Raw genomic sequence first — 26296 nt, forward strand, 5'->3', positions numbered from 1 at the left:
GCCTCAGCGCTGAGGGGCCTGCTCGGCCGCCCGGCGGTCCTGAGCCAGTGGGTCATGGGCCAGGATCTCACCTTTGAAGATCCACACCTTCACACCGCAAGCACCATACGTGGTCTGTGCAGTCGCCGTCCCGTAATCGATATCTGCACGGAGCGTATGCAGGGGCACACGTCCTTCACGATACCATTCGATACGGGCGATTTCTGCACCGCCAAGACGGCCGGAGCAGTTGATCCGGATACCCTGTGCGCCAAGACGCATAGCGGACTGCACGGCGCGCTTCATGGCGCGACGGAAGGCCACACGGCGTTCGAGCTGCTGCGCAATGTTGTCAGCAACCAGCGTGGCGTCGATTTCCGGCTTGCGGATCTCAACAATATTAAGAGCCACTTCCGTACCGGCCATTTTGGTCAGCTCTTTACGCAGAGCGTCAATGTCCTGACCTTTTTTACCGATCACAACGCCCGGACGTGCTGCATAAATCGTAACGCGCGGCTTTTTGGCCGGACGTTCGATCACAACGCGGGACACACCAGCACCAGACAGCTTACGACGCAGGAAAGCGCGCAGCTTCAGGTCAGCGTGCAGCAGACGAGAATAGTCGGAGTCAGCGTACCAACGGCTATCCCAGGTGCGATTGATTCCGAGCCGCAGCCCGATTGGATTGACTTTATGTCCCATACGTCAGGCTGCCTTCTGCTCAGGAGAAGCTGCTTCGGGCTGCGGAGCCCGTTCTGCAACAACAATCTTCAGATGGCTGAAGAATTTTTCCACACGGGCGGAACGACCACGGCCACGCGCATGGAAGCGACGCATGACAATGGACTTCCCGACTTCAGCCGTCTTCACAACCAGCTGGTCAACGTCCAGCTGGTGATTGTTCTCAGCATTTGCAATCGCGCTTTCCAGAGTCTTTTTGACTTCCTGGGCAATGCGACGCTTGGAGAACGTCAGGGTTGCAACAGCCTGAGACGCGGGCTTGTTGCGGATCAGACCGGCAACAAGGTTCAACTTGCGGGGACTAACCCGGATGTTGCGCGTGATCGCCTGCGCTTCTGTTTCCGCGAGCGTGCGCGGATGCTTCGGCTTGCTCATCTTAGCCCCGCTTCGACTTCTTATCGGCCCCATGCCCGTGGAACGTACGGGTGGGAGAAAATTCACCGAACTTGTGTCCGACCATATTCTCCGTCACCTGCACAGGCAGGAACTTCTGACCATTATAAACACCGAACGTCAGACCAACGAACTGCGGAAGGATCGTAGAACGACGTGACCAGATTTTGATCACTTCGTTACGACCCGACGCGCGGGACGTTTCAGCTTTGCTCAGCAGATACCCGTCGACGAACGGGCCTTTCCAGACGGAACGTGCCATCTTCTATTGCCCCTTACTTGCCGGTCTTCCGACGACGGATAATCAGACTGTCCGTACGCTTGTTGACCCGAGTTTTGTAACCTTTGGTCGGCTTGCCCCACGGCGTAACCGGATGACGGCCACCAGAGGTGCGGCCTTCACCACCACCATGCGGATGGTCGACCGGGTTCATCACAACGCCGCGGTTATGCGGGCGACGACCCAGCCAGCGCGCACGGCCAGCCTTACCAATGTGCTGGTTCATGTTGTCCGGGTTGGAGACAGCCCCAACCGTTGCCATGCATTCACCACGCACAACACGCAGTTCACCAGACTGCAGCTTGATCTGCGCATAGCCGGCATCTTTACCGACCAGCTGCGCATACGTCCCGGCAGAGCGGGCCAGCTTGCCACCGGCACCCTGCTTCAGTTCGATGTTATGCACGATCGTACCAACCGGAATCGCTGCCAGCGGCATGGCGTTACCCGGCTTGATGTCAACGCGAGCGCCAGCGATGACATTGTCACCCACTTTCAGACGCTGCGGAGCCAGGATGTAAGCCAGCTCACCATCTTCGTACTTCACCAGCGCAATGAAGGCGGTACGGTTGGGGTCATATTCCAGACGCTCAACCGTGCCCAGCACGTCAAATTTGCGACGTTTGAAGTCGACATAACGGTAAGACTGCTTGTGCCCGCCGCCACGGAAACGAGACGTTGTGCGACCGTTGTTGTTACGACCGCCCGTCTTGTTTTTACCTTCCGTCAGCTGCTTGACCGGCTTGCCCTTCCAGAGGTCGGAACGATCAATCAGAACCGTACCACGAAGGCTCGGCGTGACGGGATTAAAGTGCTTCAGTGCCATTTGTTCCTACCCCACGTCACGCCAGTTTAGCGGTAAGGTCAATGGACTGACCTTCCGCAAGCTGGACGAACGCCTTCTTGATATCAGAACGCTGCCCCAGACGCCCCTTGAAGCGCTTGGTCTTGCCCTTCTGGACAAGCGTGTTAACGCCAACAACCTTGACGCCGAACAGTGTTTCCACAGCCACTTTGATTTCAGGCTTGGTTGCAGAAATCGCAACCTTGAAAACAACCTGATTCTTCTCTGAAAGCGCGGTTGCTTTCTCGGTGATCAGCGGAGAACGAACAATGTCGTACATCGCTTCCCGGGAAAGACGCTCGGCTTTCTTGCGCAGAGCAAGAATGTTCGTCATGCCAGGCGCTCCTTCAGACCCTCGAGGCCAGCCTGCGTAATCGCCAGGACCTCGTGATTAAGAATGTCATAAACATTGGCGCCAATTGTCGGCAGGATATCAATGCGCGGCAGGTTGCTTGCAGCGCGCAGAAAGCCTTCGTCAACAGAGGCATCAACAATCAGGGCAGATTTCCAGCCGAGCGTTTTCAGCTTTGCAGCCAGTTCGCTCGTGCGGGCCACACCAGAAGCAGACTGAAGGACAACCAGCTTGCCTTCTTTTGCTTTCTGGGACAGCGCAGAGATCAGACCCAGACGGCGAACCTTCTTGGGAAGGTCATATCCGTGGTCACGCACAACCGGACCATGGACTGCGCCACCGGTACGATACTGCGGTGCACGAAGAGAACCCTGACGGGCGCTACCTGTGCCTTTCTGGCGGTACGGCTTCTTGGTCGTGCCGGACACTTCGCCCATGCCTTTGACCTTGTGCGTACCAGCGCGGCGCTTGGCCAGCTGCCAGTGAACAACGCGCGCCATGATGTCATTGCGCGGCGCGACAGCAAACAGCGCTTCGGGAAGCGTTGCAGAACCTGCGGTGCCGTTATCAAGCGTTTTGATTTCGATTTCCATGACCTCAGCCCTCCGCCGTCACGAGAGCGGCCGGATACGGCGCATCGACATGGCGGGCTTTTTTAATTGCATCACGGACCAGAACGACACCGTTTTTAGCTCCGGGAACGGAACCACGGATCATGATCAGGTTCTTTTCCGGATCGATCGCAGCAATTTCAAGATTCAGCGTGGTAATACGCTCATCGCCAAGGTGACCGGCCATCTTCTTGTTCTTGAAGGTCTTGCCCGGATCCTGACGGTTACCGGTAGAACCATGTGAACGGTGAGAGATGGACACGCCGTGGGAGGCTTCCAGACCGGCAAAGTTCCAGCGCTTCATGGCGCCTGCGAACCCTTTACCCTTGCTGGTACCCGTCACGTCGACTTTCTGCCCCACAACAAAGTGAGCTGCGGAAAGAGAAGCGCCGATATCCAGCGTAGCATCATCAGCTACACGGAATTCAACCAGCTTCTTCTTCGGCTCAACCTGCGTGCGGGCAAAATGGCCACGGTTAGGTTTAGAGACATTTTTTACCTTGGCTTTGCCCATACCAAGCTGAAGGGCCGTATAGCCATCCCGCTCCTGAGTACGGACGTCCACCACCTGCACGGAATCCACATGCAGGACGGTAACGGGCACATGTGTGCCATCTTCCTTGAACAGTCGGGACATACCCAACTTTTTTGCGATCAATCCGGTGCGCATCGTCTGGACCTTAAAGTTTGATCTCGACATCCACGCCAGCGGCGAGGTCGAGTTTCATGAGAGCGTCCACGGTCTGCGGAGTCGGCTCGACAATGTCGAGCAGGCGGCGATGAGTCCGAATTTCGAACTGCTCGCGACTTTTCTTATCCACGTGGGGAGAACGGTTCACTGTAAACCGCTCGATATGCGTCGGCAGCGGGATAGGACCCCGAACCCGCGCACCCGTACGCTTCGCCGTATTGACGATCTCTTTCGTGCTGTTATCGAGAACACGATGATCGTACGCCTTCAGGCGAATGCGGATGTTCTGGTTGTCCATTGTTTCTTAGTCCAACACTTTACTGGTCCGGGGTAACCCGGCCGCCAAGTAAGACCCCGACCGAAGACTCGGCCGGGGCCATCCAGTCCTAGGCTTCTAACCGATTAGTCGGTGATAGAAGCAACCACGCCGGCACCAACGGTGCGGCCACCTTCACGAATAGCGAAGCGCAGGCCTTCATCCATGGCGATCGGAGCGATCAGCTCAACATCCATGGCGCAGTTATCGCCCGGCATGATCATTTCCGTGCCTTCCGGCAGGTGAACAACGCCAGTGACGTCGGTCGTGCGGAAATAGAACTGCGGACGATAGTTGGTGAAGAACGGCGTGTGACGGCCACCTTCATCCTTCGTCAGGATGTATGCTTCAGCTTTAAACTTCTTGTGCGGGGTGATGGAACCCGGCTTAGCCAGAACCTGGCCACGCTCCACGTCTTCACGCTTCGTGCCACGCACCAGCGCACCGATGTTGTCACCAGCTTCACCGCGATCAAGCAGCTTACGGAACATTTCAACGCCCGTAACGGTCGTCTTAATGGTGTCCTTCAGGCCGACGATTTCAACTTCGTCACCCACGTTCACAACACCACGTTCGACACGGCCCGTCACCACGGTGCCACGACCGGAGATGGAGAACACGTCTTCGATCGGCATCAGGAACGGACGGTCAACCGGACGTTCCGGCTGCGGGATGTAGGAGTCAACTGCATCCATCAGGTCACGAACGCGGTTTTCGCCGATTTCCGGATCACCATCTTCCAGAGTAACCAGAGCAGAACCCTTGATGATGGGGATTTCGTCGCCCGGGAACTGGTAGGAAGACAGAAGTTCACGAACTTCCATTTCAACCAGCTCAAGCAGTTCCGGATCATCAACCTGATCAACTTTGTTCAGGAAGACAACCAGAGCCGGCACACCGACCTGACGAGCAAGCAGGATGTGCTCACGGGTCTGCGGCATCGGGCCATCAGCTGCGGAAACCACGAGGATAGCGCCGTCCATCTGCGCTGCACCCGTGATCATGTTCTTCACGTAGTCAGCATGTCCGGGGCAGTCGACGTGTGCGTAATGACGGTTGGCCGTTTCATATTCCACGTGAGCCGTGGAGATGGTGATGCCACGAGCGCGCTCTTCAGGAGCAGCGTCAATCTGGTCATACGCCTTGAACTCAGCGCCACCAGCTTTCGCCAGCGTTTTGGTGATGGCGGCCGTCAGAGACGTTTTACCATGGTCAACGTGGCCGATGGTGCCGATGTTGCAGTGCGGTTTATTCCGCTCAAATTTAGCCTTAGCCATTTCTCTACTCCATACCCCGAAAATTTATCGGGATGCAGTTTTTAATAAGTCCGCTCTCACTCCACAAGGAGTGAATGCCATACTCAAAAGATTACCAGCGATAGTGGCTGAATGCCTTGTTGGCTTCGGCCATGCGGTGGGTATCTTCACGCTTCTTAACAGCAGCGCCACGGTTGTTCACGGCATCCATCAGCTCGTTAGACAACCGGTCCTGCATGGTGTTTTCGCCCCGCTTGCGGGAAGCGTCGATCACCCAGCGAATGGCCAGCGCCTGACGGCGTTCAGCGCGAACTTCAACAGGCACCTGATAGGTCGCACCACCAACGCGGCGAGAGCGAACTTCTACTGCAGGCTTTACGTTATCCAGAGCATTGTGGAACAATGCAATCGGATCCGCAGAAGCTCCACTCCGGCGAACCATCGCCTCGAGAGCTCCATAAACAATCCTCTCCGCAGTGGATTTTTTGCCATCATACATCAGAGCGTTCATGAAACGCGTAATGACAATATCTCCGAACTTCGGATCAGGAAGAATCTCACGCTTAACAGCGCGGTGACGGCGGCTCATACCTTAACTTCCTCTTACTTCGGACGCTTCGCGCCGTAGAGCGAACGCCGCTGACGACGCTTAGCAATACCCTGGGTATCCAGGACACCGCGAAGGATGTGATAACGCACACCCGGAAGATCCTTTACACGACCCCCACGGATAAGCACGACGCTATGTTCCTGAAGGTTGTGACCCTCACCCGGAATATAACTCACCACCTCATAGCCGTTCGTCAGACGCACCTTTGCAACTTTACGCAGTGCGGAGTTCGGCTTTTTCGGCGTCGTCGTATAAACACGGGTGCAAACACCACGTTTCTGGGGGCAGCTCTGCAGTGCGGGCACTTTGTTGCGCTTGACTGCAGGCTTGCGCCCCTTGGCAATGAGCTGGTTGATGGTCGGCATGCGCCTTTCCCGATCCTTACACAGTTCGGCCGGCTAGCCTTTTTATCGGCTGCCGACTGTCATTTGAAAAACCCACCAGGCAACAACACCCGTGTGGGGCTATCTAGGCATCCGGCTCTTACTTCCAACCGGAAGCCAGCCGCATGCTTACACAAGAATTACGAATTTACCTCCGCTCCGGCACGGGAGCAGAAGCTGAGGGCTGCTAACTACCTCTCCCCCCCCCTTAAGTCAAGCGCGGTACGCGATTCTTAACCACGAAAATGTAAAGAAGCCCTCACATAAAAAAAGGGACCAGAGCATAACTCTGATCCCTCTTCTTCTTATGCCTTAGCGGCGCGCGCTGCGTTACTCCGCAGCGGAGCGCCCGACACGCTGCCGGTCCTGAGACGCTGCGATTGCACGCAGACGGTTCATGACACTGCCCGTCCCTGCCGGGATCAGACGGCCGACAATGACGTTCTCTTTCAGACCGTTCAGAGTATCCACCTTCCCTGCGGTAGCAGCCTCTGTCAGGACACGCGTGGTCTCCTGGAAGGATGCGGCAGAGATGAAGGACTGCGTCTGCAGAGAGGCCTTGGTAATACCCTGCAACACCGGCATCGCCACCGCAGGGCGCTCACCAGCATTCATACGCTTGGTATTTTCGGTCTCGTACTCAATCCGGTCAACGGTTTCACCAATGAGGTACGTCGTGTCACCCGGCTCCAGAATTTCGACCTTCTGGAGCATCTGACGCACGATAACCTCAATATGCTTATCGTTAATCTTCACACCCTGAAGACGATAAACATCCTGAATTTCGTTCACGAGGTAATCGGACAGAGCCTCAACCCCCATGACCTTCAGAATATCATGCGGCACGCGAGGACCATCGACCAGCGGATCGCCCTTTTCGACGAAGTCGCCTTCCTGAACAGACACGTGCTTGCCTTTGGGTATCAGATATTCCGTCTCTTCGCCCGTCTCATCATTCTTCACGATGACACGACGTTTGGACTTGTAATCTTTCCCAAATTCAACACGGCCTTCCATTTCCGCGATAATCGCATGGTCTTTCGGGCGACGAGCTTCAAAAAGCTCGGCAACACGCGGCAGACCACCGGTAATATCACGGGTCTTGGACCCTTCACGCGGCAGACGTGCCAGCACGTCACCCGCATGAACTTCGGCACCGTTTTCCACAGACAGCAGGGATTCAGGTGGCAGGAAGTAACGGGCATCGTTCCCGTTATCCAGCTTGATCACCTCGCCCTTGGCGTCCTTCAGTTGCAGACGCGGACGCAGGTCAACGCCCTTCCCTGCCTGCTTGTAGTCCACCACGGTTTTTGCTGTCAGGCCTGTCACCTCATCCATACGCTCAACGAGCGTAATGGAGTCAATCAGGTCCAGATACTCAACCTTACCGGCTTTCTCAGTAATGATCGGCAGGGTGTAGGGGTCCCACTCGGCCAGCTTCTGTGCACGCGTGACTTCCGCACCTTCCGTCGTAAGCAGTCGCGCACCATACGGCACACGATAACGGGCTTTTTCAACCCCGGCTTCGTCGGTCAGCAGGATTTCACAGTTACGGGCCATGACAACCGGCACGCCCTGACTGTTCTGCACGACGTTGCGGTTACGGATAACCACTTTACCATCACGAGACGCTTCGATCATGGACTGCTCAGCACCACGCTGCGCCGCACCACCGATATGGAAGGTACGCATGGTCAGCTGTGTGCCCGGTTCACCGATGGACTGTGCTGCAATAACGCCAACAGCTTCACCAATGTTGACCGGCGTGCCGCGTGCCAGATCACGGCCATAGCAGTGACCACATACGCCAACACGGCTGTCACAGGTCAGCACAGACCGAATCTGCACCGTTTCCACACCGGAGCTTTCAATGCGTTCCGCATCGGCTTCATCAATCAGGCAGTTGCGCGGGGCAACAACCTTACCGGAAGCCGGATCGATCACATCAGCAGCCAGTGTACGACCAAGAATCCGCTCGGACAGAGAAGAAACAACTTCACCGCCGTCCATCACGGCACGAATGGTCAGGCCGCGCTCAGTGCCGCAATCGTTTTCAACGATGATGCAATCCTGTGCCACGTCAACCAGACGACGCGTCAGATACCCGGAGTTTGCGGTCTTCAGAGCGGTATCGGCCAGACCCTTACGTGCACCGTGGGTAGACGTAAAGTAATCGAGAACCGACAGACCTTCTTTAAAGTTCGCAATAATCGGCTGTTCAATAATCTCACCAGACGGCTTGGCCATCAGACCACGCATACCGGCAAGCTGCTTCATCTGAGCCGGTGACCCACGAGCCCCGGAGTGGCTCATCATCCACACGGAATTGATGGGCTTGCCGATTTCCTGACGGGAAATCTCTTTGGTCATAGCGGCCTGCACTTCGTCCGTGCAGCGTGACCAGGCGTCAACCACCTTGTTGTAGCGTTCGCCAGCCGTGATCAAACCGTCCTGATACTGCTGTTCGAACTCCTTGACTTCAGCCGCGGTGCGGTCAACCAGCACTTTCTTTTCAGCCGGGATGATCATGTCATCCTTACCGAAGGAAATACCGGCCTTTGCAGCGTGACGGAAACCAAGGGCCATCAGGCGGTCACAGAAGATCACTGCTTCTTTCTGACCACAGTGACGATAAACCGTATCAATAACGTCAGACACGGCTTTCTTGGTCAGCTGCTTGTTGATCAGCGAGAACGGAATAGCGTCGCTCTTCGGCAGGATCTGCGCAATCAGCACACGTCCTGGAGTCGTGACGATCGTTTCATGATGCTTCTTGCCGTCTGCATCGATCGTCTCGAAACGGGCACGGATCTTGTCATGTAGTTTCAGGACACCCGCGTTAAGCGCGTATTCCACTTCACCGATAGACGAGAAGGACGGCGGACCCTTTTTGGTGAGTTCACCCGTGGTGTCGTCATACTCATTCCGGTCAGGGGTTGCGCCAAATTCAGGCGTTTCAAGGCTGAGGTAATACAGACCAAGAACGATATCCTGAGATGGCACGATGATCGGCTTACCGTTTGCCGGGCTGAGGATGTTGTTGGTGGACATCATCAGCACGCGTGCTTCAAGCTGGGCCTCAAGGCTCAGCGGCACGTGCACGGCCATCTGGTCACCGTCGAAGTCCGCGTTGAACGCAGTACAGACGAGCGGATGCAGCTGGATCGCCTTGCCTTCAACCAGCACAGGTTCAAACGCCTGAATACCAAGACGATGGAGGGTCGGTGCACGGTTCAGCATCACGGGATGCTCGCGAATGACCTCTTCCAGAATATCCCAGACTTCCGGACGTTCTTTTTCAACCATCCGCTTTGCAGCTTTAATGGTTGTGGCGTGGCCGTATTTTTCCAGTTTGGAGTAGATGAACGGCTTGAACAGTTCCAACGCCATCTTCTTGGGCAGGCCGCACTGGTGCAGCTTCATTTCCGGGCCAACCACGATGACCGAACGGCCAGAGTAGTCAACACGCTTACCAAGAAGGTTCTGACGGAAACGGCCCTGCTTTCCTTTCAACATATCAGACAGGGACTTCAGCGGACGCTTGTTGGCGCCGGTGATGGCGCGACCGCGGCGACCGTTGTCAAACAGGGCGTCAACAGCTTCCTGAAGCATACGCTTTTCGTTACGCACGATAATATCGGGCGCACGCAGTTCCATCAGGCGCTTGAGACGGTTGTTACGGTTGATAACGCGACGATACAGATCATTCAGATCAGACGTTGCGAAACGACCCCCATCAAGCGGCACCAGCGGACGGAGTTCCGGCGGAATGACGGGAACCAGATCAAGGATCATCCACTCAGGGCGGGAGCCGCTTTCTGAGAAGGCCTCAATCAGCTTCAGGCGTTTGACAAGCTTCTTGCGCTTGGCTTCAGACGTCGTCTCTTTCAGAGCCTGACGCAGTTCCACCTTTTCAGCATCACAGTCGATGCGTTCCAGCACCTTCTTGATGGCCTCAGCGCCGATCCCGACTTCAATCCCTTCTTCGCCATATTCATCCATAGCGTCGAGGTACTGTTCTTCCGTCAGCAGAGAATACTGCTTGAGCGGAGACGTGCCGGGTTCAAGAACGAGATAGTTCTCGAAATACAGCACTTTTTCGAGGTCTTTCAGCGTCATATCGACCATCAGGCCGATACGGCTCGGAAGAGACTTCAGGAACCAGATATGGGCAACGGGGCTGGCAAGCTGGATGTGACCCATCCGCTCGCGCCGCACTTTTGCCAGGGTGACTTCAACGCCGCATTTTTCACAGACAATACCGCGGAACTTCATCCGCTTGTATTTGCCGCACAGGCATTCATAGTCCTTGATCGGGCCAAAAATACGCGCGCAGAACAGACCATCACGTTCCGGCTTGAATGTCCGGTAGTTGATCGTCTCGGGCTTCTTGATTTCACCAAACGACCAGGACCGGATCTGCTCAGGCGATGCGAGCTGAATCTTGATCTGGTCGAAGGTCATCGCCTGGCCGGTCTGGCCAAGAATTTTCATGAGTTCATTCATGTGCCGAAGCCCCCAAAGGGAAATGAGGAGCCGGAATCGTCATTCCGGCCTCCCCCTCAAAATAAAAACGGATGGTGCTGCTAAGGGTCACTCTTATTTGGCCCCCTGCTCCAGCTCAACATTCAGGCCAAGGGACTTCAGTTCCTTAATCAGAACGTTAAAGCTTTCCGGAATACCGGCTTCAAAGTCATCCTGCTCACGCACAATGGCTTCATAGACCTTGGTTCGACCGGACACGTCATCCGATTTCACCGTCAGCATTTCCTGCAGCGTATACGCAGCACCGTAGGCTTCCAGAGCCCAGACTTCCATTTCACCAAAGCGCTGACCACCGAACTGCGCCTTACCACCCAGCGGCTGCTGGGTCACAAGGGAGTACGGACCGATGGAGCGTGCATGGATCTTGTCGTCAACAAGGTGATGCAGCTTGAGCATGTAAATGTAGCCAACCGTGGTTTTACGCTCGAACGGCTCGCCCGTGCGCCCATCAATCAGCTGAGACTGACCAGATTTATCCACCCCTGCCTTTTCAAGCATGGCTTCAATATCCGGAATGGAAGCACCATCGAACACCGGCGTTGCAATCGGCACGCCTTTGCGCAGATTGTTGCACAGTTCGGTCAGTTCACGGTTGTCCATGTTGGCAATGGCATCGTCATAGATGTTCTGCCCGTAAACGTCTTTCAGACGGTCCAGCAGTTCCTGACGCTTTTCACCCGTGCGCTGGTATTCATCCACCAGATCACCAATGCCACGACCAAGGTTGGCGCAGGCCCAGCCCAGATGTGTCTCCAGAATCTGCCCCACGTTCATACGGGACGGCACACCCAGCGGGTTCAGCACGATGTCAACAGACGTGCCATCTTCCAGGAAGGGCATGTCTTCAACAGGCACCACGCGGGAGACGACACCCTTATTTCCGTGACGACCGGCCATTTTGTCACCCGGCTGAAGCTTACGCTTCACGGCGACAAACACCTTGACCATTTTCATCACGCCGGGCGGCAGTTCATCACCACGCTGAAGCTTTTCAACCTTGCTTTCAAAGCGGGTCTGAATTTTTGCCACAGAGGCATCAAATTCACGACGCAGCGTTTCCAGCTCAGCCATCACCTCATCAGATGCGACGACGATGTTGCGCCATGCACCACGGGGATTTTCATCCAGAACTTCGTCCGTAATTACGGTACCGGAGCGGATGCCCTTGAAGCCGGCCCCTGCGGTCTGGTCGAGCAGCTTTTCACGCAGACGGCTGTAGAAAGAGCGTTCCTGAATGGCGCGCTCGTCATCACGGTCCTTGGACAGACGTTCGATTTCGGCGCGTTCAATCGCCATCGCACGTTCGTCTTTGTCCACACCACGACGTGAGAACACGCGGACGTCGACAATGGTGCCGGTTGTGCCGGGCGGCAGACGCAGAGACGTATCCCGCACGTCAGACGCTTTTTCACCGAAGATAGCGCGCAGAAGTTTTTCTTCCGGCGTCATCGGGCTTTCGCCCTTCGGCGTGACCTTACCGATAAGGATATCACCGGGGTTCACTTCAGCGCCAACGTAGACGATGCCAGCTTCGTCCAGATTCCGCAGCGCTTCTTCACCCACATTGGGGATATCACGCGTGATTTCTTCCTGACCCAGCTTGGTATCACGCGCCATGACTTCGAATTCCTCGATATGGATCGAGGTAAACACGTCATCTTTCGCGATACGTTCGGAGATCAGGATGGAATCTTCGAAGTTGTAACCGTTCCAGGGCATGAACGCGACAAGCGTGTTCCGGCCCAGAGCCAGTTCACCCAGTTCGGTTGACGGACCATCCGCAATGATATCGCCAGCAAGAACCGTGTCACCCACATGCACCAGCGGGCGCTGGTTGATGCAGGTCGACTGGTTGGAGCGGGAATATTTCCGCAAACGATAGATATCGACACCCTGCGTGGAGCCATTGGCATCTGTTGCCCGGACAACGATACGCGCACCGTCGATCTGGTCCACAATCCCCTGACGACGGGCAACAATTGTCGCGCCGGAGTCATGAGCCACTGCGGCTTCCATCCCTGTGCCAACCAGCGGCGCATCAGAGCGCACCAGCGGCACAGCCTGACGCTGCATGTTTGAGCCCATCAGTGCGCGGTTCGCGTCATCGTTCTCAAGGAACGGAATGAGCGCGGCCGCGACAGACACGAGCTGCTTCGGAGAGACGTCACAGGCCGTCACTTCCGTCGGCGGCACGAGACGGAAGTCCCCGCCACGACGCACGGAAACCAGATCCCCCGTCAGCGTACCATCGGCACTCTGCTCAGCGTCCGCCTGTGCCACGACCAGCTTTTCTTCTTCCATGGCGGAAAGATATTTCCAGCCATCCTGAAGAACGCCGTCTTTCACCAGACGATACGGCGTTTCGATAAAGCCGTACTTGTTCACCTTGGCATAGGTAGACAGTGAATTGATCAGACCGATGTTCGGGCCTTCCGGCGTTTCAATCGGGCAGATACGGCCATAATGGGTCGGATGAACGTCACGGACTTCAAAGCCTGCGCGTTCACGCGTCAGACCACCCGGACCAAGCGCTGAGAGACGACGCTTATGCGTGACTTCAGAGAGCGGGTTTGTCTGATCCATGAACTGGCTGAGCTGGGAAGAGCCGAAGAACTCACGCACAGCAGCGGCGGCGGGCTTCGCATTGATCAGGTCATGCGGCATGACCGTATCAATATCGACAGAACCCATCCGTTCACGAATGGCGCGTTCCATCCGCAGCAGACCGACGCGATACTGGTTTTCCATCAGTTCACCAACCGAGCGAACGCGGCGGTTACCGAGGTTATCAATATCATCGACCTGACCGCGGCCGTCCTTGAGTTCACACATCACCTTGATGGTGCGCAGGATATCTTCCTTACGCAGAACGCGCACGGTGTCCGGCACATCAATATCAAGACGCATGTTCATCTTCACGCGACCGACCGAAGACAGGTCATAGCGGTCGGGATCAAAGAACAGGCCGTGGAACATGGCATCGGCGGTTTCAGCCGTCGGCGGCTCACCCGGACGCATCACGCGGTAGATATCAATCAGCGCTTCATCACGCGCCGTGTTTTTATCAACAACCAGCGTATTGCGGATCCACGGCCCCTTAGCGGCGTCAATTGCCAGAACCGGCATTTCCGTCACACCAGCTTCTTCAAGCCCGGTCAGCGTGGCTTCCGTGATTTCGTCGCCAGCTTCCGCGTAGATCTCACCCGTGTCCAGATTGACCATGTCCCGGGCAATGAAGCGGCCCAGCAGGTCGATCTCGCCCACCAGCACTTCACGGGTTTTTTCGGCAATCTTACGGACAGTACGGGCCGTCAGCTTGGCTTCTGCCTCGGCAACCACTTCCCCGGTTTCAGCATCCACCAGCGGCGCCAGCAGCTTCATGCCACGGAAAGAATCCGCATCAAACGGGCGGGCCCAGCCTTTAGCCGTCTTGGTGAAGGTAACGGTGTCATAGAAATAGGAGAGGATTTCATTATCATCCATCCCCTTGATATCCAGAGCATCAACATCACCGCCTTCTGCTGCTTTTGCCTTACGGGCAGCGGCAGAGGCCTCACCTTCCAGCGCATACAGCAGCGTGGTGACAGGCAGCTTACGCTTACGGTCGATACGCACATAGATCAGATCTTTGGCGTCGAATTCAAAATCGAGCCATGAACCACGATACGGAATGACGCGCGCGGCAAACAGATATTTGCCGGAAGAGTGCGTCTTGCCTTTATCGTGATCAAAGAACACACCCGGAGAGCGGTGCATCTGGCTGACGATAACTCGCTCGGTGCCGTTAACGATAAAGGTGCCGTTGTCGGTCATCAGGGGCATGTCGCCCATATAGACCGGCTGCTCCTTGATATCCCGGATGGAGCGGGAACCCGTATCTTCATCCACATCCCATACAATGAGACGCAGGATCACTTTCAGCGGGGCGGAATAGGTCAGCCCGCGCTGAATGCATTCTTCAACATCATATTTCGGCTCTTCAAATTCGTAGCTTACGAATTCAAGCCGCCCACGACCTGCAAAGTCGTTAATCGGGAAAACAGACCGGAAAACCTCCTGCAAACCCGTCGGTGTGCGCGCATCAGGCGACACATTCGCCTGAAGAAACGTCTCATAAGACGCGCGCTGCACATCAATCAGGTTCGGCATCGGAGCGATTTCGGGGATCCGCCCGAAACTCTTGCGAATCCGCTTCCGTCCTGTGAACGATTTGGTGATTGCGTTCATCTTCGCTCCTGCCCCGCCCTTGTCTCGGACCATCAGGCCCGCCGCGCTCTACCGCGAGCCTGATGGTCCGATCTGTAGTAACCGGCCTTCACTGAATACCGGGAAATCCCGGCATCTATACCTGCTCCGAACCGGATCCGAAACAGGCAAACGGGCAGAGGCAACACACCTCCACCCGAAAACCCTTCCATCACCCCGCTGCCCGGAGACAGCGGGAGACTGGAAAACTTATTTAATTTCGACGCTTGCGCCGTTGTCTTCAAGAGTCTTCTTGATTTTTTCGGCTTCGTCTTTGCTTGCGCCTTCTTTAATGGTCTTCGGTGCGCCTTCAACCAGGTCCTTGGCTTCTTTCAGGCCCAGACCCGTGATCGCACGGATTTCCTTAATGACGTTGATTTTCTTGTCGCCAGCTTTGGTCAGAACGACGTCAAATTCGGTCTTTTCTTCAGCCGGAGCAGCGGCAGCAGCCGGACCAGCAGCAGCAACAGCAACCGGAGCAGCAGCGGAAACGCCCCACTTTTCCTCCAGCAGCTTGGAGAGTTCAGCAGCTTCCAGAACGGTAAGAGCGGACAGTTCGTCAACGAGCTTGTTAAGATCAGCCATGATTAGACTTCCTAATATAAACACTGGTTTGCAAAGCACAACCTCCCCGATGGAAGGCCATGCGATTTCTTGAGCACGTCTTCAGATGAAGGCGTGCTTTAGGCGGCTTCCGCCTCACCCGTTTTGGCATAGGCCCCAAAAACCCGGGCAAGCTGCCCTGCCGGCGCCTGAACAACACCTGCGATACGCGTAGCGGGCGTGGAGATAAGACCCACGAGCTGCGCGCGCAGTGCATCCAGAGACGGCAGTTCGGCCAGAGCCTTCAGTCCGTTGGCGTCAAGCACCTGCGAACCAAGAGAACCCCCGACCAGCACAAGCTTGTCATTGGTTTTGGCGAACTCGACGATCACCTTTGCCACTGCTACCGGATCAGCTGCCCATGCAAGAGCAGTCGGTCCTTTAAGCATCGGCTTAATGCCGTCGAACTGGGTCCCATCCAGGGCGAGAGTTGCCAGCCGGTTTTTTGCGACCTTGTAAGTTGCACCCGCTGCACGCACTTTGCGCCGCAGATCCGTCACATCAGCTACAGTCAGACCAGCATTCTGGGTGACCACAACCATGGACGTTTCAGCGAACACGGCGGCAAGGGCGGCAACAGAGGCCTGCTTTTCCGTACGGTTCAAATCCCGTCTCCGTCTTGCTTCATCCAGCGCAAGCTGAACAAAGCGGGTTGCCCTCAGGATTTCACGAAGAAGCGTGAAACCCGCTCGCCTGTCCTTCAAACGGAATACCCGGAGCCTGCCGAAAAACAGCCTGCAACCAGCATCCCCGTCTTACACGCGCAAGCCATAAAGGCTTTTTACGGCACTGGGCCACGTGTGATCTCGGACAGGATCGGGAAGCAGCCCTAAGGCGCTTCCCTTAATGTGCCACACCGGACCGAAGTCCCGCGCAGCAGCATTTCAAACTCAGCCAGAGAAGGCTGAGGTATCGACCTGAACGCCCGGGCCCATGGTGGAAGCAAGAGCGATCTTTTTCAGATACGTTCCCTTCGCACCGGACGGACGAGCTTTCTGCACGGCATCAATGAACGCACGGGCATTTTCAGCCAGCTTTGCTTCATCGAAGGACGCCTTGCCGATGCCAGCATGCACGATACCGGCTTTTTCAGCGCGATATTCGACCTGACCGGACTTGGCTGCCGTAATAGCACCCTTAACGTCCATGGTCACGGTGCCCAGCTTCGGGTTCGGCATCAGACCGCGCGGACCGAGGATCTTACCCAGACGACCGACCAGAGCCATCATGTCCGGGGTTGCAATGCAGCGGTCGAATTCGATTTCGCCAGCCTGCACTTTTTCCATCAGGTCTTCAGCGCCAACAACGTCGGCACCGGCAGCGGTTGCTTCTTCAGCTTTCGCGCCACGAGCAAACACGCCAACGCGCAGCGTCTTACCCGTGCCGTTCGGCAGGGAAACGAAGCCACGGACCATCTGGTCAGCATGACGCGGGTCAATGCCCAGGTTGAGGGAGATTTCAACCGTTTCGTCAAACTTGGCGGTCGCGTTGCCCTTTACCAGAGCAAGAGCTTCGTCCAGCCCGTAGACCTGACCGTGTGTGACCTTGCTGCGTGCAGCGGCAATACGCTTATTCTTAGCCATGCTCTCAGCCCTCCACCGTCAGACCCATGGAACGGGCAGAGCCAACCAGCATCCGCACGGCACCATCGATATCATTGGCGTTCATGTCCTGGAATTTCTGCTCCGCGATTTCGCGCAGCTGACCCATGGTCACTTTACCAACCGCAGCAGACTTACCGACCGTCTGGCTGCCTTTGGAGATTTTGGCAGCTTTGAGCAGGAAGTGCGTGTTCGGCGGGGTTTTGGTGATGAAGCTGAACGTGCGGTCTGCATAAGCGGTGATGACGACCGGGATCGGCATACCGGGCTCAAGACCCTGGGTCTTGGCGTTGAACTCTTTACAGAACTGCATGATGTTCAGACCACGCTGACCGAGCGCGGGACCAACCGGCGGCGAAGGATTCGCCTTACCAGCGGGAATCTGAAGCTTGATGTAGCCAACAACTTTTTTGGCCATATCCGGGACTCCTCATTGTTGAACCCGGACCGCGGTTCTCACGACTGCCTGAGCCATGGTGATGGCACAGGACGAGCCTCCCGCGTTCCGATAGGAAAGGCGCGCTTACCGGTGCGCGCCGCTTATGTCAAGAGGCTGACGCATATTTGCGCCGCCGGATGTGAGGTCTGATGCAGCCGGATCAGGCTGCGTCGTGATGCCACCGAGGGGGGCTGCATGGCGCAGATTGCCATACTGCAACGGCTGGAACGGCATGATTTTATCAGACTGCGGAAGCTCGGCACGGGACCACCCGCCGCCCAGCGCGCGAATCAGCTCCACACGCGCATCCACAGCCCGCGTCTGCACCTGCACAAGCGCGATGCGGGCATTCAGGGCTGCCACCTGCGCCACAACCACGTCCAGATAGTTGGTCAGGCCGCCTGTGTAGAGCGCCATCGTCATGGTCTGGGTGTGCAAGGCTGCGGCAACCGCATTGCTCTGCTGCTGCGATTCCGTTTTCAGGCGGCTGGTGCGCGTGAGGTTATCTTCCACCTCCTGAAATGCATCCAGCACGGTGCTGCGATACAAATCTTCCTTCTCCCGGTATTGCGACCAGTTGCGCTGGAGTTCCGCGCGCCGCAAACCACCCTGAAAAAGCGGCATCAGAGCCTGCACGCCGAACTGGTACATGGAGTTGGAGAGAGACGCGAGGTCAAACCCGTTATCCATGAAGCCCGTCATGGCGTTGAAGGTAATGTGCGGATAAAACGCCGCGCGCGAGACACCAATGGCCCGATTGGCCTGCGCCATGCGCCGTTCAGCCTCCGCAATATCCGGCCTGCGCTCCAGCAACGTGGACGGCAGAGCAACCGGCGGCTGGATCTCGGCAAAGGACAGACGGGTGACAGGCGCAATATGGAATGATGCCGGGGCCTCATTCACCAGCACGGCAATGGCGTGCTCCATCACGTCACGCTGGGCGCGGACTTCGGTTTCCTGCGCCTGTGTGGTGTAAAGCTGGGTTTCCGCGCGGGAGACGTCCATCCCGGGCGCAATCGCCCCTGCCAGACGCATTTTAGTGACCTGCACGGCCGTCTGATAATACCGGATGGAATCCCGATAAACCGCGTCCTGCGCGTCCAGACCACGCAGCGTCACATAGTCACTCGCGAGTTCCGCCTGAAGGCTGAGCTTTGCCAGCGCATAGGCGGCTGCTTCCGCCTGTGTGCCCTGCTTGGCCATCCGCACCTTGTTGCGAATGGCGGACCAGAAATCCGGTTCCCACGTTGCGGTGCCCGAATACTGCTCGGACGACATATAAACCGGCCCCTGCGCCCCGACCCCACGCCATAGCCTGTGCCGGGAACCTTTATATTTTTCGCCCGAAGCCGCACCATTCACCTGCGGATACAGATGCGATTTGGCCTCCATCGCCACATCACGCGCCTGCATAAAGGCTTCTGCCCGCGCCTGAAGGTCCGGATTAAGGCGCATGGCCTGCTCTTCCAGACGGTTCAGTTCCGGGTCACCCAGCATGGTCCACCACTCCGGGCGAATGGCGTCGTCCGCCGGACGTGCAGACTGGAGCACACCGTGACTCTGCCCCCCCCACTCCGCTGGCATGGTCAGCTTTGTAGGGTTGTAGCGCGGGGCCATGTCACACCCCGACAGCATGGTGGCGAGAGACAGACCGACCAGAAAACTCCGCTTCAGTCGCAAAGGTACGGCCCGCCCTGTCATGGGCGGCCCCCTGCTTCCGTTGCGGGTTGATTATCTTCCGGCATGGCGCGGATATCATCCTTGCCCTGCTCGGTGCTCCCGGCGGGTGTCTTTTGCTCAGCCTTAGGAGCAGCAGGCTTTTTAGAGGGCATATTGTAGCCGGGGGTGCCTTTGACAATCCGCACACTCTGCCCGTCCAGCAGCCCGGCAGAGGGGCTGTTCACTACGCGGTCCGTTTTCTTGACGCCACGCAGGATCTGCACAGTGGTGCCCAGATTGGTGCCGACCGTCACGCCCACCAGATGCACATGATTGGAATCATCTACCAGCGCGACCTGCGTGCCTTCCGCCCGGAAGATAATCGCGCCCTCCGGCAGGATCAGCATATCCGGGTCACCCGGCGCCTTGAAATTGGCGGTTGCGTAGGAATTGGGCCAGAGTTCACCAGATTTGTTATCCAGCGTGAGTTCGGTCGTCACGGTACGGGTGGAGGCGTTGAAGGCCGTCGCCGTTGCCAGAAATTTCGCTTTGAAGGTGCGGTCCGGATATTGAGGAATGTTGAGATCGGCTTCCAGACGAGGCGAGATGATATCCGCATAATCCTGCGGCACCGCCACAAACACACGCATGGCATGCACATCCGCCACGCTGAACAGTTCCGTGGCATTGCCGTGGGAGTCGACATCCCCGCGGCCTGCATTGACGTAATCCCCAACGTCCGCAAAACGCGATGTCACGACCCCATCAAAGGGGGCGACAATTTTCTTGAAGCCTTCAAGGGCTGCAAATCGTTCCACATCATGCCGCGCGGCTTCAACCTGCGCCTGCTGGGCCTCGGCATTGGCCGCCTGCACATCCACTTCCTGTTGTGAGACAGCCTGCGTGCCCTGCAGGGCCTTCCAGCGTCGTGCTGTGATCTGGGCCAGTTTGTAGCGTGCCTGTGCTACGTCCAGATTGGCTTTGGCGGCTGCGTATTGCGCATCCAGTCCCGGTGTGTCGATTTCCGCCAGAACGTCGCCGGTTTTCACCACCGCGCCAAAGTCTTTGTACCACATTTTCACGTAGCCAGAGACCTGCGCGTAAATGGGTGCCTGATACCATGCGGCAATATTGGCGGGCAGAGAGAGCGTGCGGACGGAAGGCCCCGGCTGCGGATAAATAACCTGCACAGCAGGGGTCGCGTTTTCCTGCGTTTCCTTGGCCAGATGCATGAAATGCGCCTGCCGCTGCACAATGCCGATGACCGCCAGAATTATGGCGACCAGAGCAACAACGGCAATGCCGATCGTCCGTTTGCGGGAAGACGCCGCATCATGCTGTGTGGTCTGCTGCGGCTGGCCACCGTCTTCATGATACCCGCTCATGCGCCTTCTCCCTCTTCCGTCGTACTGGTCGGCTTTTTACGATTATGCAGCATGGCGAAAACACATGGCACAAACAGCAAGGTTGCAACTGTTGCCACCAGCAGGCCGCCCATGACGGCTTTACCCAGTGGCGCATTCTGAGAATTACTGAGGGACATGGGCAACATCCCGATGATCATGGCGGAAGCCGTCATCAGCACCGGGCGGATACGCTCAAATCCGGCCTCAATGGCTGCGGCAATCGCATCCCCATGTTCTTCTAGCCGCTCCCGCGCAAAGGACACCACGAGAATGGCGTTGGCCGTTGCCGTGCCCATGCACATGATGGCCCCTGTGAGCGCAGGCACGGAGAGCGTAGTGTGCGTCAGGAACAGGCTCCACGAAATCCCGGCCAGCGCGCCCGGAAGGGCCGTGATGATGATGAACGGGTCCAGCCAGGACTGAAAATTGACCACAATCAGCAGGTAGACCAGCAGCACCGACATGGCGAGACCACCGAGCAACTGCACATAGGCGCTGTTCATGGTTACAGCCTGCCCGCGCACTACCAGAGAGGAGCCGCGTGGCAGGTCCGGACGGATTTCATCAACAATACGCTCCACCTGTCGCGAGACGCGGCCAAGATCAATACCCTCGTTTGACGCGTAGATGTCAAACACCGGCATAATGTTGTAATGCGCAACTTCCCCCGGCGTCCCGGTCTGCACAATCTGGCTCAGGCCACCCAGAATCTGCGGTGTCTGGCCGGACGGATTACCGTCCCCTTTATCAACCGGGGTGATTTCCAGATCATTCATGGTTTGCAGGAAGGTCGCCGGGGTCTGGATATCAATCAGATGCGAGACGCCTGTTTTGGTATCCAGCCAGTAAACCTGTCCAACCTGCGAACTGCCGGACAGAGAGACCAGCGCGTTGTTTGCCACGTCTGATTCCGTAATACCGGTGCCCAATGCGTATGTCCGGCGCGTATTCACCCGCAGAGTGGGTGTTGTCATTGGCTGCTGGACGGATACGTCCGTCAGGCCGGTTACGTGGCGCAGGCGGTCCGCCAGACGGTTTGCAAAGCGGAAATTATCCGCAAGATTGCGGCCTGTAATCTGCACATCAATCGGGGATGGCAGGCCGAAGTTCAGGATCTTGGCGGTCAGATCCCCCGGCAGGAAGGAAATCTGCGTGCCGGGGAACTTTTCGCCCAGATTACGGCGAATCATACGGCGATATTCCGCCACCGGAGAATTCGGGTCTTTCAGGGAGACCGTCAGATCGCAATCCTGCGTGCCGACTGTGGGGGTGGGAATATAAGCCTGATTGAGCGGACTGAACGGCAGACCGCAGTTATCGACAATACTTTCCACCTGCCCCGGCAGCGTGCGTTCAATCTCATCATTCACAAGCTGGGAAATCTTGCCTGCTTCCGAGAGCTTGGTGCCCAGAGGCGCGCGCATATGAATGGCCATGGTGTCAGAATTGATTTCGGGAAAGAAATCCTGCCCGACAAAGAACAGCAGACCTAGAGACCCCAGCGAGCACAGGACAAACACCGGAATAAACGTCGCGCGCGTCGCCACCAGATGCTTCAGCAGGTTCTGGTAGTTTTGCCGGAACTGCTCAAACTTGCGCTCAAACCCTTTCTGGAACCGGCCAAAAATGGTTTTGGGTGCGACCGGACCATGCGCATGCGCCGCGACCTGCGCCGCCAGCATGTATTTCGCCATGGTCGGCACGAGGGTCCGGGAGAGAATGAAGGACGCAATCATCGCGAAGATGATGGCTTCAGCCATTGGCATGAATAGCCAGCCCGCAACACCCGTAAGCTGGAACAGCGGCATCCAGACGATACAGATACAAAGCGTGGAAACAAATGTCGGGATCACGATCTGATTGGCGGCATCGATAATCGCGGTCTCAAGATCCTTGTCCATCTCAAGATGCGCATCGATATTTTCAATCATCACGGTGGCATCATCCACCAGAATACCCACGGCCAGCGCCAGCCCGCCAAGTGTCATGACGTTGATGGTCTGCCCGGCCCAGCCCAGCCCGATAATGGAGCAGAGCATCGCAAGCGGAATGGAGGTGGCAATAATAACCGTTGAACGCCATGACCCGAGGAAGAGCAGCACCACAAGCCCGGTCAGGCAGGCGGCAGTCAGCATTTCCCGCAGCACATCCTCAACAGACTCTTTCACGAAGGTTGAGGCGTCGTTCAGGACCTTGATGCTCACGCCCTCCGGCAGGGTGCTGATAATACCGGGGAGCAGCTTCTTCACCCCGGCCACAACATCCAGTGTCGAGGCATCACCGCTCTTCATGACCACAATCAGAACGCCCTGTTGGCCTTTAACCAGCACGAGGTTGGTCTGCGGCGGGCCACCCTGATGCACCCACGCCACGTCCTGCAGGCGGACGACAGCATTCCCCACCTGTTTGATAGGCAGCATATTGAGGTCATTCATATCCCGCGGGGAGGCGTTGGTCTGCACCATCCAGTCAAACGCGCCAATTCGCTGATCACCCGCGGGCAGCACGATGTTCTGACTGTTCAGAGCTTTGGAAACATCCACGGGGGAGAGCCGGTGCGCCAGCAGTTTCACCGGGTCCAGATCGACCATCACGTTGCCGGGCTGGCCGCCATAGGGGTTCGGGATTGCCGCCCCTGCGACGGAAACCAGTGCGGGCCGGATAAGGTTGGACGACATATCGTAGATCTGTGAGGCCGTCATGGAGGTCGAGGAGACCTGCAACGTGATCACCGGCACAGAGGAGGCGTTATAGGCCAGAACCAGCGGCGGAGTGGAGCCGGTGGGCATCTGCTTGATCACGGTCTGGGAGACCGAGGTGATCTGCGTCTGCGCGACTGCCGTATCCGTTCCGGGCTGGAAGAAGATTTTTACAATCCCGCGCCCGTAATAGGACTGGCTTTCAATATGCTCGATATTGTTAACCGTCGCTGTCAGCGCGCGCTCATAGTAATACACCACGCGGCCGGACATATCTTCGGGCATCAGGCCGGTATAGGTCCAGACCACGGCCACAACCGGGATCTTGATACTGGGGAAGACGTCAGTCGGTGTCGTGAAGACACCTCTGATGCCAAACACCAGAATAAGAATGGAGAGTACCACAAAGGTATACGGCTTTTTAAGCGCCGTTACGACAATCTCATTCATACGTGGCAGCCCCTGCCGACACGTCTAAACGCCAGCATCCAGATAAATCGCTCATACCTAACTGAAATACAGATATCCCCCCTGAGCGCCAATAAAAATGCTTTTAATCTGGGGGGCTCAGGCCATGTTGTAATACAAATATAACACTGAAGCGTGTTCCGCACCCATCTGGCCCGGCATCAATCTGCACCATGGCGTCATGCAGGTGCGCAATGGCGGACACAAGGCTCAGCCCCAGTCCACTCCCCGGCACATGCCGGCTTTTATCAGACCGGTAAAACCGGGAGAGCACGGCCCCGCGCTCTTCCGGCGCAATCCCGATCCCGGTGTCGGTCACCTCCAGAGACACGGACCCAGCCTGACGGCCGATACTCACCGCCACCTGCCCGCCCTCCGGCGTGAATTTGATGGCGTTATCCACCAGATTGACCAGCAGTTCGATCAGCAGATGCCGGTCTCCGTCCAGACAGACCGGAACAACCGTCGGCTGCATGACCAGCGTGACACCTTCCGTCTCGGCAATCGGCTCATAGAGATCAACCACATCCGCACCAAGGTCATTCAGATTGACTGCCTCAAAGCCGGCGCGGCGGCGGCTACTTTCCAGTTCCGCAATACGCAGCAGCGCGGTGATGATGCCAAGGCACTGATCCAGATTATCCACCGCCCCGCTGACGGCATCTTCCAGCGCCTCACGCTCCCCGCCAGAGGCCAGTGCGCGTTCCAGTCTGGCCCGCACGCGGGAGAGCGGTGTGCGCAGGTCATGCGCGATATCGTTCCCTACTTCACGCATGCCGTCCATCAGCCGTTCCAGCCGGTCCAGCATGCGGTTTACGCTGCCCGCCAGCCGCTCCAGATCATCCCGCTCCTTCCCCGCCGGGAGGCGCTCATGAATATCCCCGGCCATAATGAGATCAATCGCCTCATGCATCTGCTTGACCCGGAACAAGGCACGGCGGCTCAGCACCATGCCCAGCAGCAGGGCGAACAGAAGAGTGGGGATGGCCGCAACCAGCGTTGCGTGCCGCAGCATAAGCTTCTGCTCCGCGAGCAGATGAAAGCTACGGCCCAGAACCAGAATATTCCCGTCCGGCAGGGTTTCAGCCAGCAGGCGCAGCGGGTAGGCCGCCCCTTCCTCCGGGTAGATTTCTACATTATGGGGCTTGCCGTCCGCCACCAGCCCTCTGGGCCAGACATGCAGGTCCCCGGCAATCAGGGCATGGCTTGCGTCAAACAGTCCGGCGCTGCTGATCACCAGCCGCATATCATCCGTGGCGCGTTTACGAATGACATATTCCAGATGTTCCGGCGTCATCTGCGCCAGCAGACGCGACTCTCCGCGCAGCAGTTCGGTCGAGCGGCGGGATTCCACCGCTTCCATCTGGGTGTAGACCAGCCCGAACTGCATCACCATCACGCCCGCCATAGCCGCCAGAGCGGCGAGGGTCAGGCGGAAGGTCGCGGTGCGGAAAAGTTCAGTCAGGAACACGCAGCAGGAACCCTGTGCCGCGAATACTGCGGATCAGCGGCTCTTCTCCGGGGGCATCCACCTTACGGCGGAGCTTGCCGATATGCACATCCACCAGATTGGTGCGCGGGATAAAGCGATATTGCCAGACATCTTCCAGCATCATGGAACGTGTCAGCACCTGCCCCGGCCTGCGCATGAGATATTCCAGCAGGCGGAACTCACGCGGCAGGAGTTCAATCTCCCGCCCGTCCCGCCAGACACGGCGTTCAATAAGGTCCATGGAAAGCGGCCCGACCCGCAGCGTGGTGCTGCGCGTATCATCCGGGCGGCGCAGCAGGGCCTCGACCCGCGCCATCAGCTCTTCCATCGCGAAGGGCTTGGTCAGATAGTCATCCCCGCCCGCCTTCAGCCCGGTCACACGGTCATCCACGGCGGAAAGGGCGGACAGCACCAGCACCGGCGTGCGGATACCGTGCTGGCGCACAGCCTCAATCACACTCAGCCCGTCCATGCCCGGCAGCAGGCGGTCCACCACCATCACATGCGCCTCACCCGTGAGAGCGGACGTCAGACCGGCATCACCCGTCTCCTCATGCCGCACCTCAAAGCCGTGACCCATCAGTTCTCCCACAATTTCCTCAGCAATGGCGCTGTCATCTTCTATCAGCAGCACCACGCCTCTGGAGTGGCCCGGCAGAGCCATGTGTGCGTCACCCGGGTTT

General features: G+C 57.3%; 22 protein-coding genes. All 22 read right to left on the minus strand.

Annotation, left to right across the window (positions count from 1 at the left end; all coding sequences use genetic code 11):
* Positions 1-3 precede the first annotated feature (3 nt).
* Complete coding sequence (gene rpsC, locus KP699_RS07555; protein ID WP_035373729.1) at positions 4-681, minus strand: 30S ribosomal protein S3; 678 nt, start codon at positions 679-681, stop codon at positions 4-6.
* Between the two features lie 3 nt (positions 682-684).
* Positions 685-1095 carry a 50S ribosomal protein L22 gene (rplV, locus tag KP699_RS07560; RefSeq protein WP_025826450.1) on the minus strand — a complete coding sequence of 137 codons (411 nt, stop codon included), beginning with the start codon at positions 1093-1095 and terminating at the stop codon, positions 685-687.
* Between the two features lies 1 nt (position 1096).
* Positions 1097-1375, minus strand: coding sequence for a 30S ribosomal protein S19 (gene rpsS, locus KP699_RS07565; protein WP_025826448.1), 279 nt, complete (start codon positions 1373-1375; stop codon positions 1097-1099).
* 13 nt (positions 1376-1388) lie between these two features.
* Positions 1389-2219 carry a 50S ribosomal protein L2 gene (gene rplB / locus KP699_RS07570; RefSeq protein WP_025826446.1) on the minus strand — a complete coding sequence of 277 codons (831 nt, stop codon included), beginning with the start codon at positions 2217-2219 and terminating at the stop codon, positions 1389-1391.
* A 16-nt stretch (positions 2220-2235) separates the two neighbouring features.
* A complete protein-coding gene (locus tag KP699_RS07575) occupies positions 2236-2571 on the minus strand; it encodes a 50S ribosomal protein L23 (protein ID WP_025826444.1) in 336 nt (111 codons plus the stop codon).
* A complete protein-coding gene (rplD, locus tag KP699_RS07580) occupies positions 2568-3182 on the minus strand; it encodes a 50S ribosomal protein L4 (RefSeq protein ID WP_077930124.1) in 615 nt (204 codons plus the stop codon). Before rplD ends, KP699_RS07575 begins: the two co-directional genes overlap by 4 nt.
* A 4-nt stretch (positions 3183-3186) precedes the next feature.
* Positions 3187-3870 carry a 50S ribosomal protein L3 gene (gene rplC, locus KP699_RS07585; RefSeq protein WP_035373726.1) on the minus strand — a complete coding sequence of 228 codons (684 nt, stop codon included), beginning with the start codon at positions 3868-3870 and terminating at the stop codon, positions 3187-3189.
* 10 nt (positions 3871-3880) lie between these two features.
* A complete protein-coding gene (gene rpsJ / locus KP699_RS07590; protein ID WP_007282720.1) occupies positions 3881-4189 on the minus strand; it encodes a 30S ribosomal protein S10 in 309 nt (102 codons plus the stop codon).
* A gap of 104 nt (positions 4190-4293) precedes the next feature.
* Entirely contained in the window at positions 4294-5484 is a 1191-nt protein-coding gene (gene tuf, locus KP699_RS07595; protein ID WP_215762152.1) for an elongation factor Tu, read from the minus strand.
* A 91-nt stretch (positions 5485-5575) separates the two neighbouring features.
* Positions 5576-6052 carry a 30S ribosomal protein S7 gene (gene rpsG / locus KP699_RS07600; RefSeq protein WP_025826438.1) on the minus strand — a complete coding sequence of 159 codons (477 nt, stop codon included), beginning with the start codon at positions 6050-6052 and terminating at the stop codon, positions 5576-5578.
* 14 nt (positions 6053-6066) lie between these two features.
* On the minus strand, positions 6067-6438 hold the full coding sequence (gene rpsL, locus KP699_RS07605; protein WP_025826436.1) for a 30S ribosomal protein S12: 372 nt from the start codon (positions 6436-6438) through the stop codon (positions 6067-6069).
* A gap of 348 nt (positions 6439-6786) precedes the next feature.
* Positions 6787-10962 carry a DNA-directed RNA polymerase subunit beta' gene (rpoC, locus tag KP699_RS07610; RefSeq protein WP_215762153.1) on the minus strand — a complete coding sequence of 1392 codons (4176 nt, stop codon included), beginning with the start codon at positions 10960-10962 and terminating at the stop codon, positions 6787-6789.
* Positions 10963-11055: 93 nt separating this feature from the next.
* The gene (gene rpoB / locus KP699_RS07615; protein ID WP_215762154.1) at positions 11056-15228 is read right to left on the minus strand and encodes a DNA-directed RNA polymerase subunit beta; all 4173 of its coding nucleotides are present in this window, start codon (positions 15226-15228) and stop codon (positions 11056-11058) included.
* Between the two features lie 228 nt (positions 15229-15456).
* Positions 15457-15831: a 50S ribosomal protein L7/L12 gene (rplL, locus tag KP699_RS07620; protein ID WP_077930127.1), complete on the minus strand. Its 375-nt coding sequence runs from the start codon at positions 15829-15831 to the stop codon at positions 15457-15459.
* 98 nt (positions 15832-15929) lie between these two features.
* On the minus strand, positions 15930-16454 hold the full coding sequence (rplJ, locus tag KP699_RS07625) for a 50S ribosomal protein L10 (protein WP_077930128.1): 525 nt from the start codon (positions 16452-16454) through the stop codon (positions 15930-15932).
* 285 nt (positions 16455-16739) lie between these two features.
* A complete protein-coding gene (gene rplA, locus KP699_RS07630) occupies positions 16740-17432 on the minus strand; it encodes a 50S ribosomal protein L1 (protein ID WP_077930129.1) in 693 nt (230 codons plus the stop codon).
* A gap of 4 nt (positions 17433-17436) precedes the next feature.
* Positions 17437-17868, minus strand: coding sequence for a 50S ribosomal protein L11 (gene rplK, locus KP699_RS07635; RefSeq protein WP_025826428.1), 432 nt, complete (start codon positions 17866-17868; stop codon positions 17437-17439).
* Positions 17869-17973: 105 nt separating this feature from the next.
* The gene (locus tag KP699_RS07640; RefSeq protein ID WP_374196906.1) at positions 17974-19524 is read right to left on the minus strand and encodes an efflux transporter outer membrane subunit; all 1551 of its coding nucleotides are present in this window, start codon (positions 19522-19524) and stop codon (positions 17974-17976) included.
* A gap of 62 nt (positions 19525-19586) precedes the next feature.
* The gene (locus KP699_RS07645; protein WP_215762156.1) at positions 19587-20933 is read right to left on the minus strand and encodes an efflux RND transporter periplasmic adaptor subunit; all 1347 of its coding nucleotides are present in this window, start codon (positions 20931-20933) and stop codon (positions 19587-19589) included.
* Complete coding sequence (locus KP699_RS07650; protein ID WP_215762157.1) at positions 20930-24103, minus strand: efflux RND transporter permease subunit; 3174 nt, start codon at positions 24101-24103, stop codon at positions 20930-20932. Before KP699_RS07650 ends, KP699_RS07645 begins: the two co-directional genes overlap by 4 nt.
* Before the next feature lie 103 nt (positions 24104-24206).
* Positions 24207-25592: a HAMP domain-containing sensor histidine kinase gene (locus KP699_RS07655; RefSeq protein ID WP_215762158.1), complete on the minus strand. Its 1386-nt coding sequence runs from the start codon at positions 25590-25592 to the stop codon at positions 24207-24209.
* Positions 25579-26277 carry a response regulator transcription factor gene (locus tag KP699_RS07660; RefSeq protein ID WP_077931631.1) on the minus strand — a complete coding sequence of 233 codons (699 nt, stop codon included), beginning with the start codon at positions 26275-26277 and terminating at the stop codon, positions 25579-25581. The genes KP699_RS07655 and KP699_RS07660 overlap by 14 nt, the downstream gene beginning before the upstream one ends.
* Positions 26278-26296: the final 19 nt, after the last annotated feature.

This window comes from Acetobacter sp. P1H12_c (assembly GCF_018811975.1).
GTDB classification, from domain to species: domain Bacteria; phylum Pseudomonadota; class Alphaproteobacteria; order Acetobacterales; family Acetobacteraceae; genus Acetobacter; species Acetobacter persici.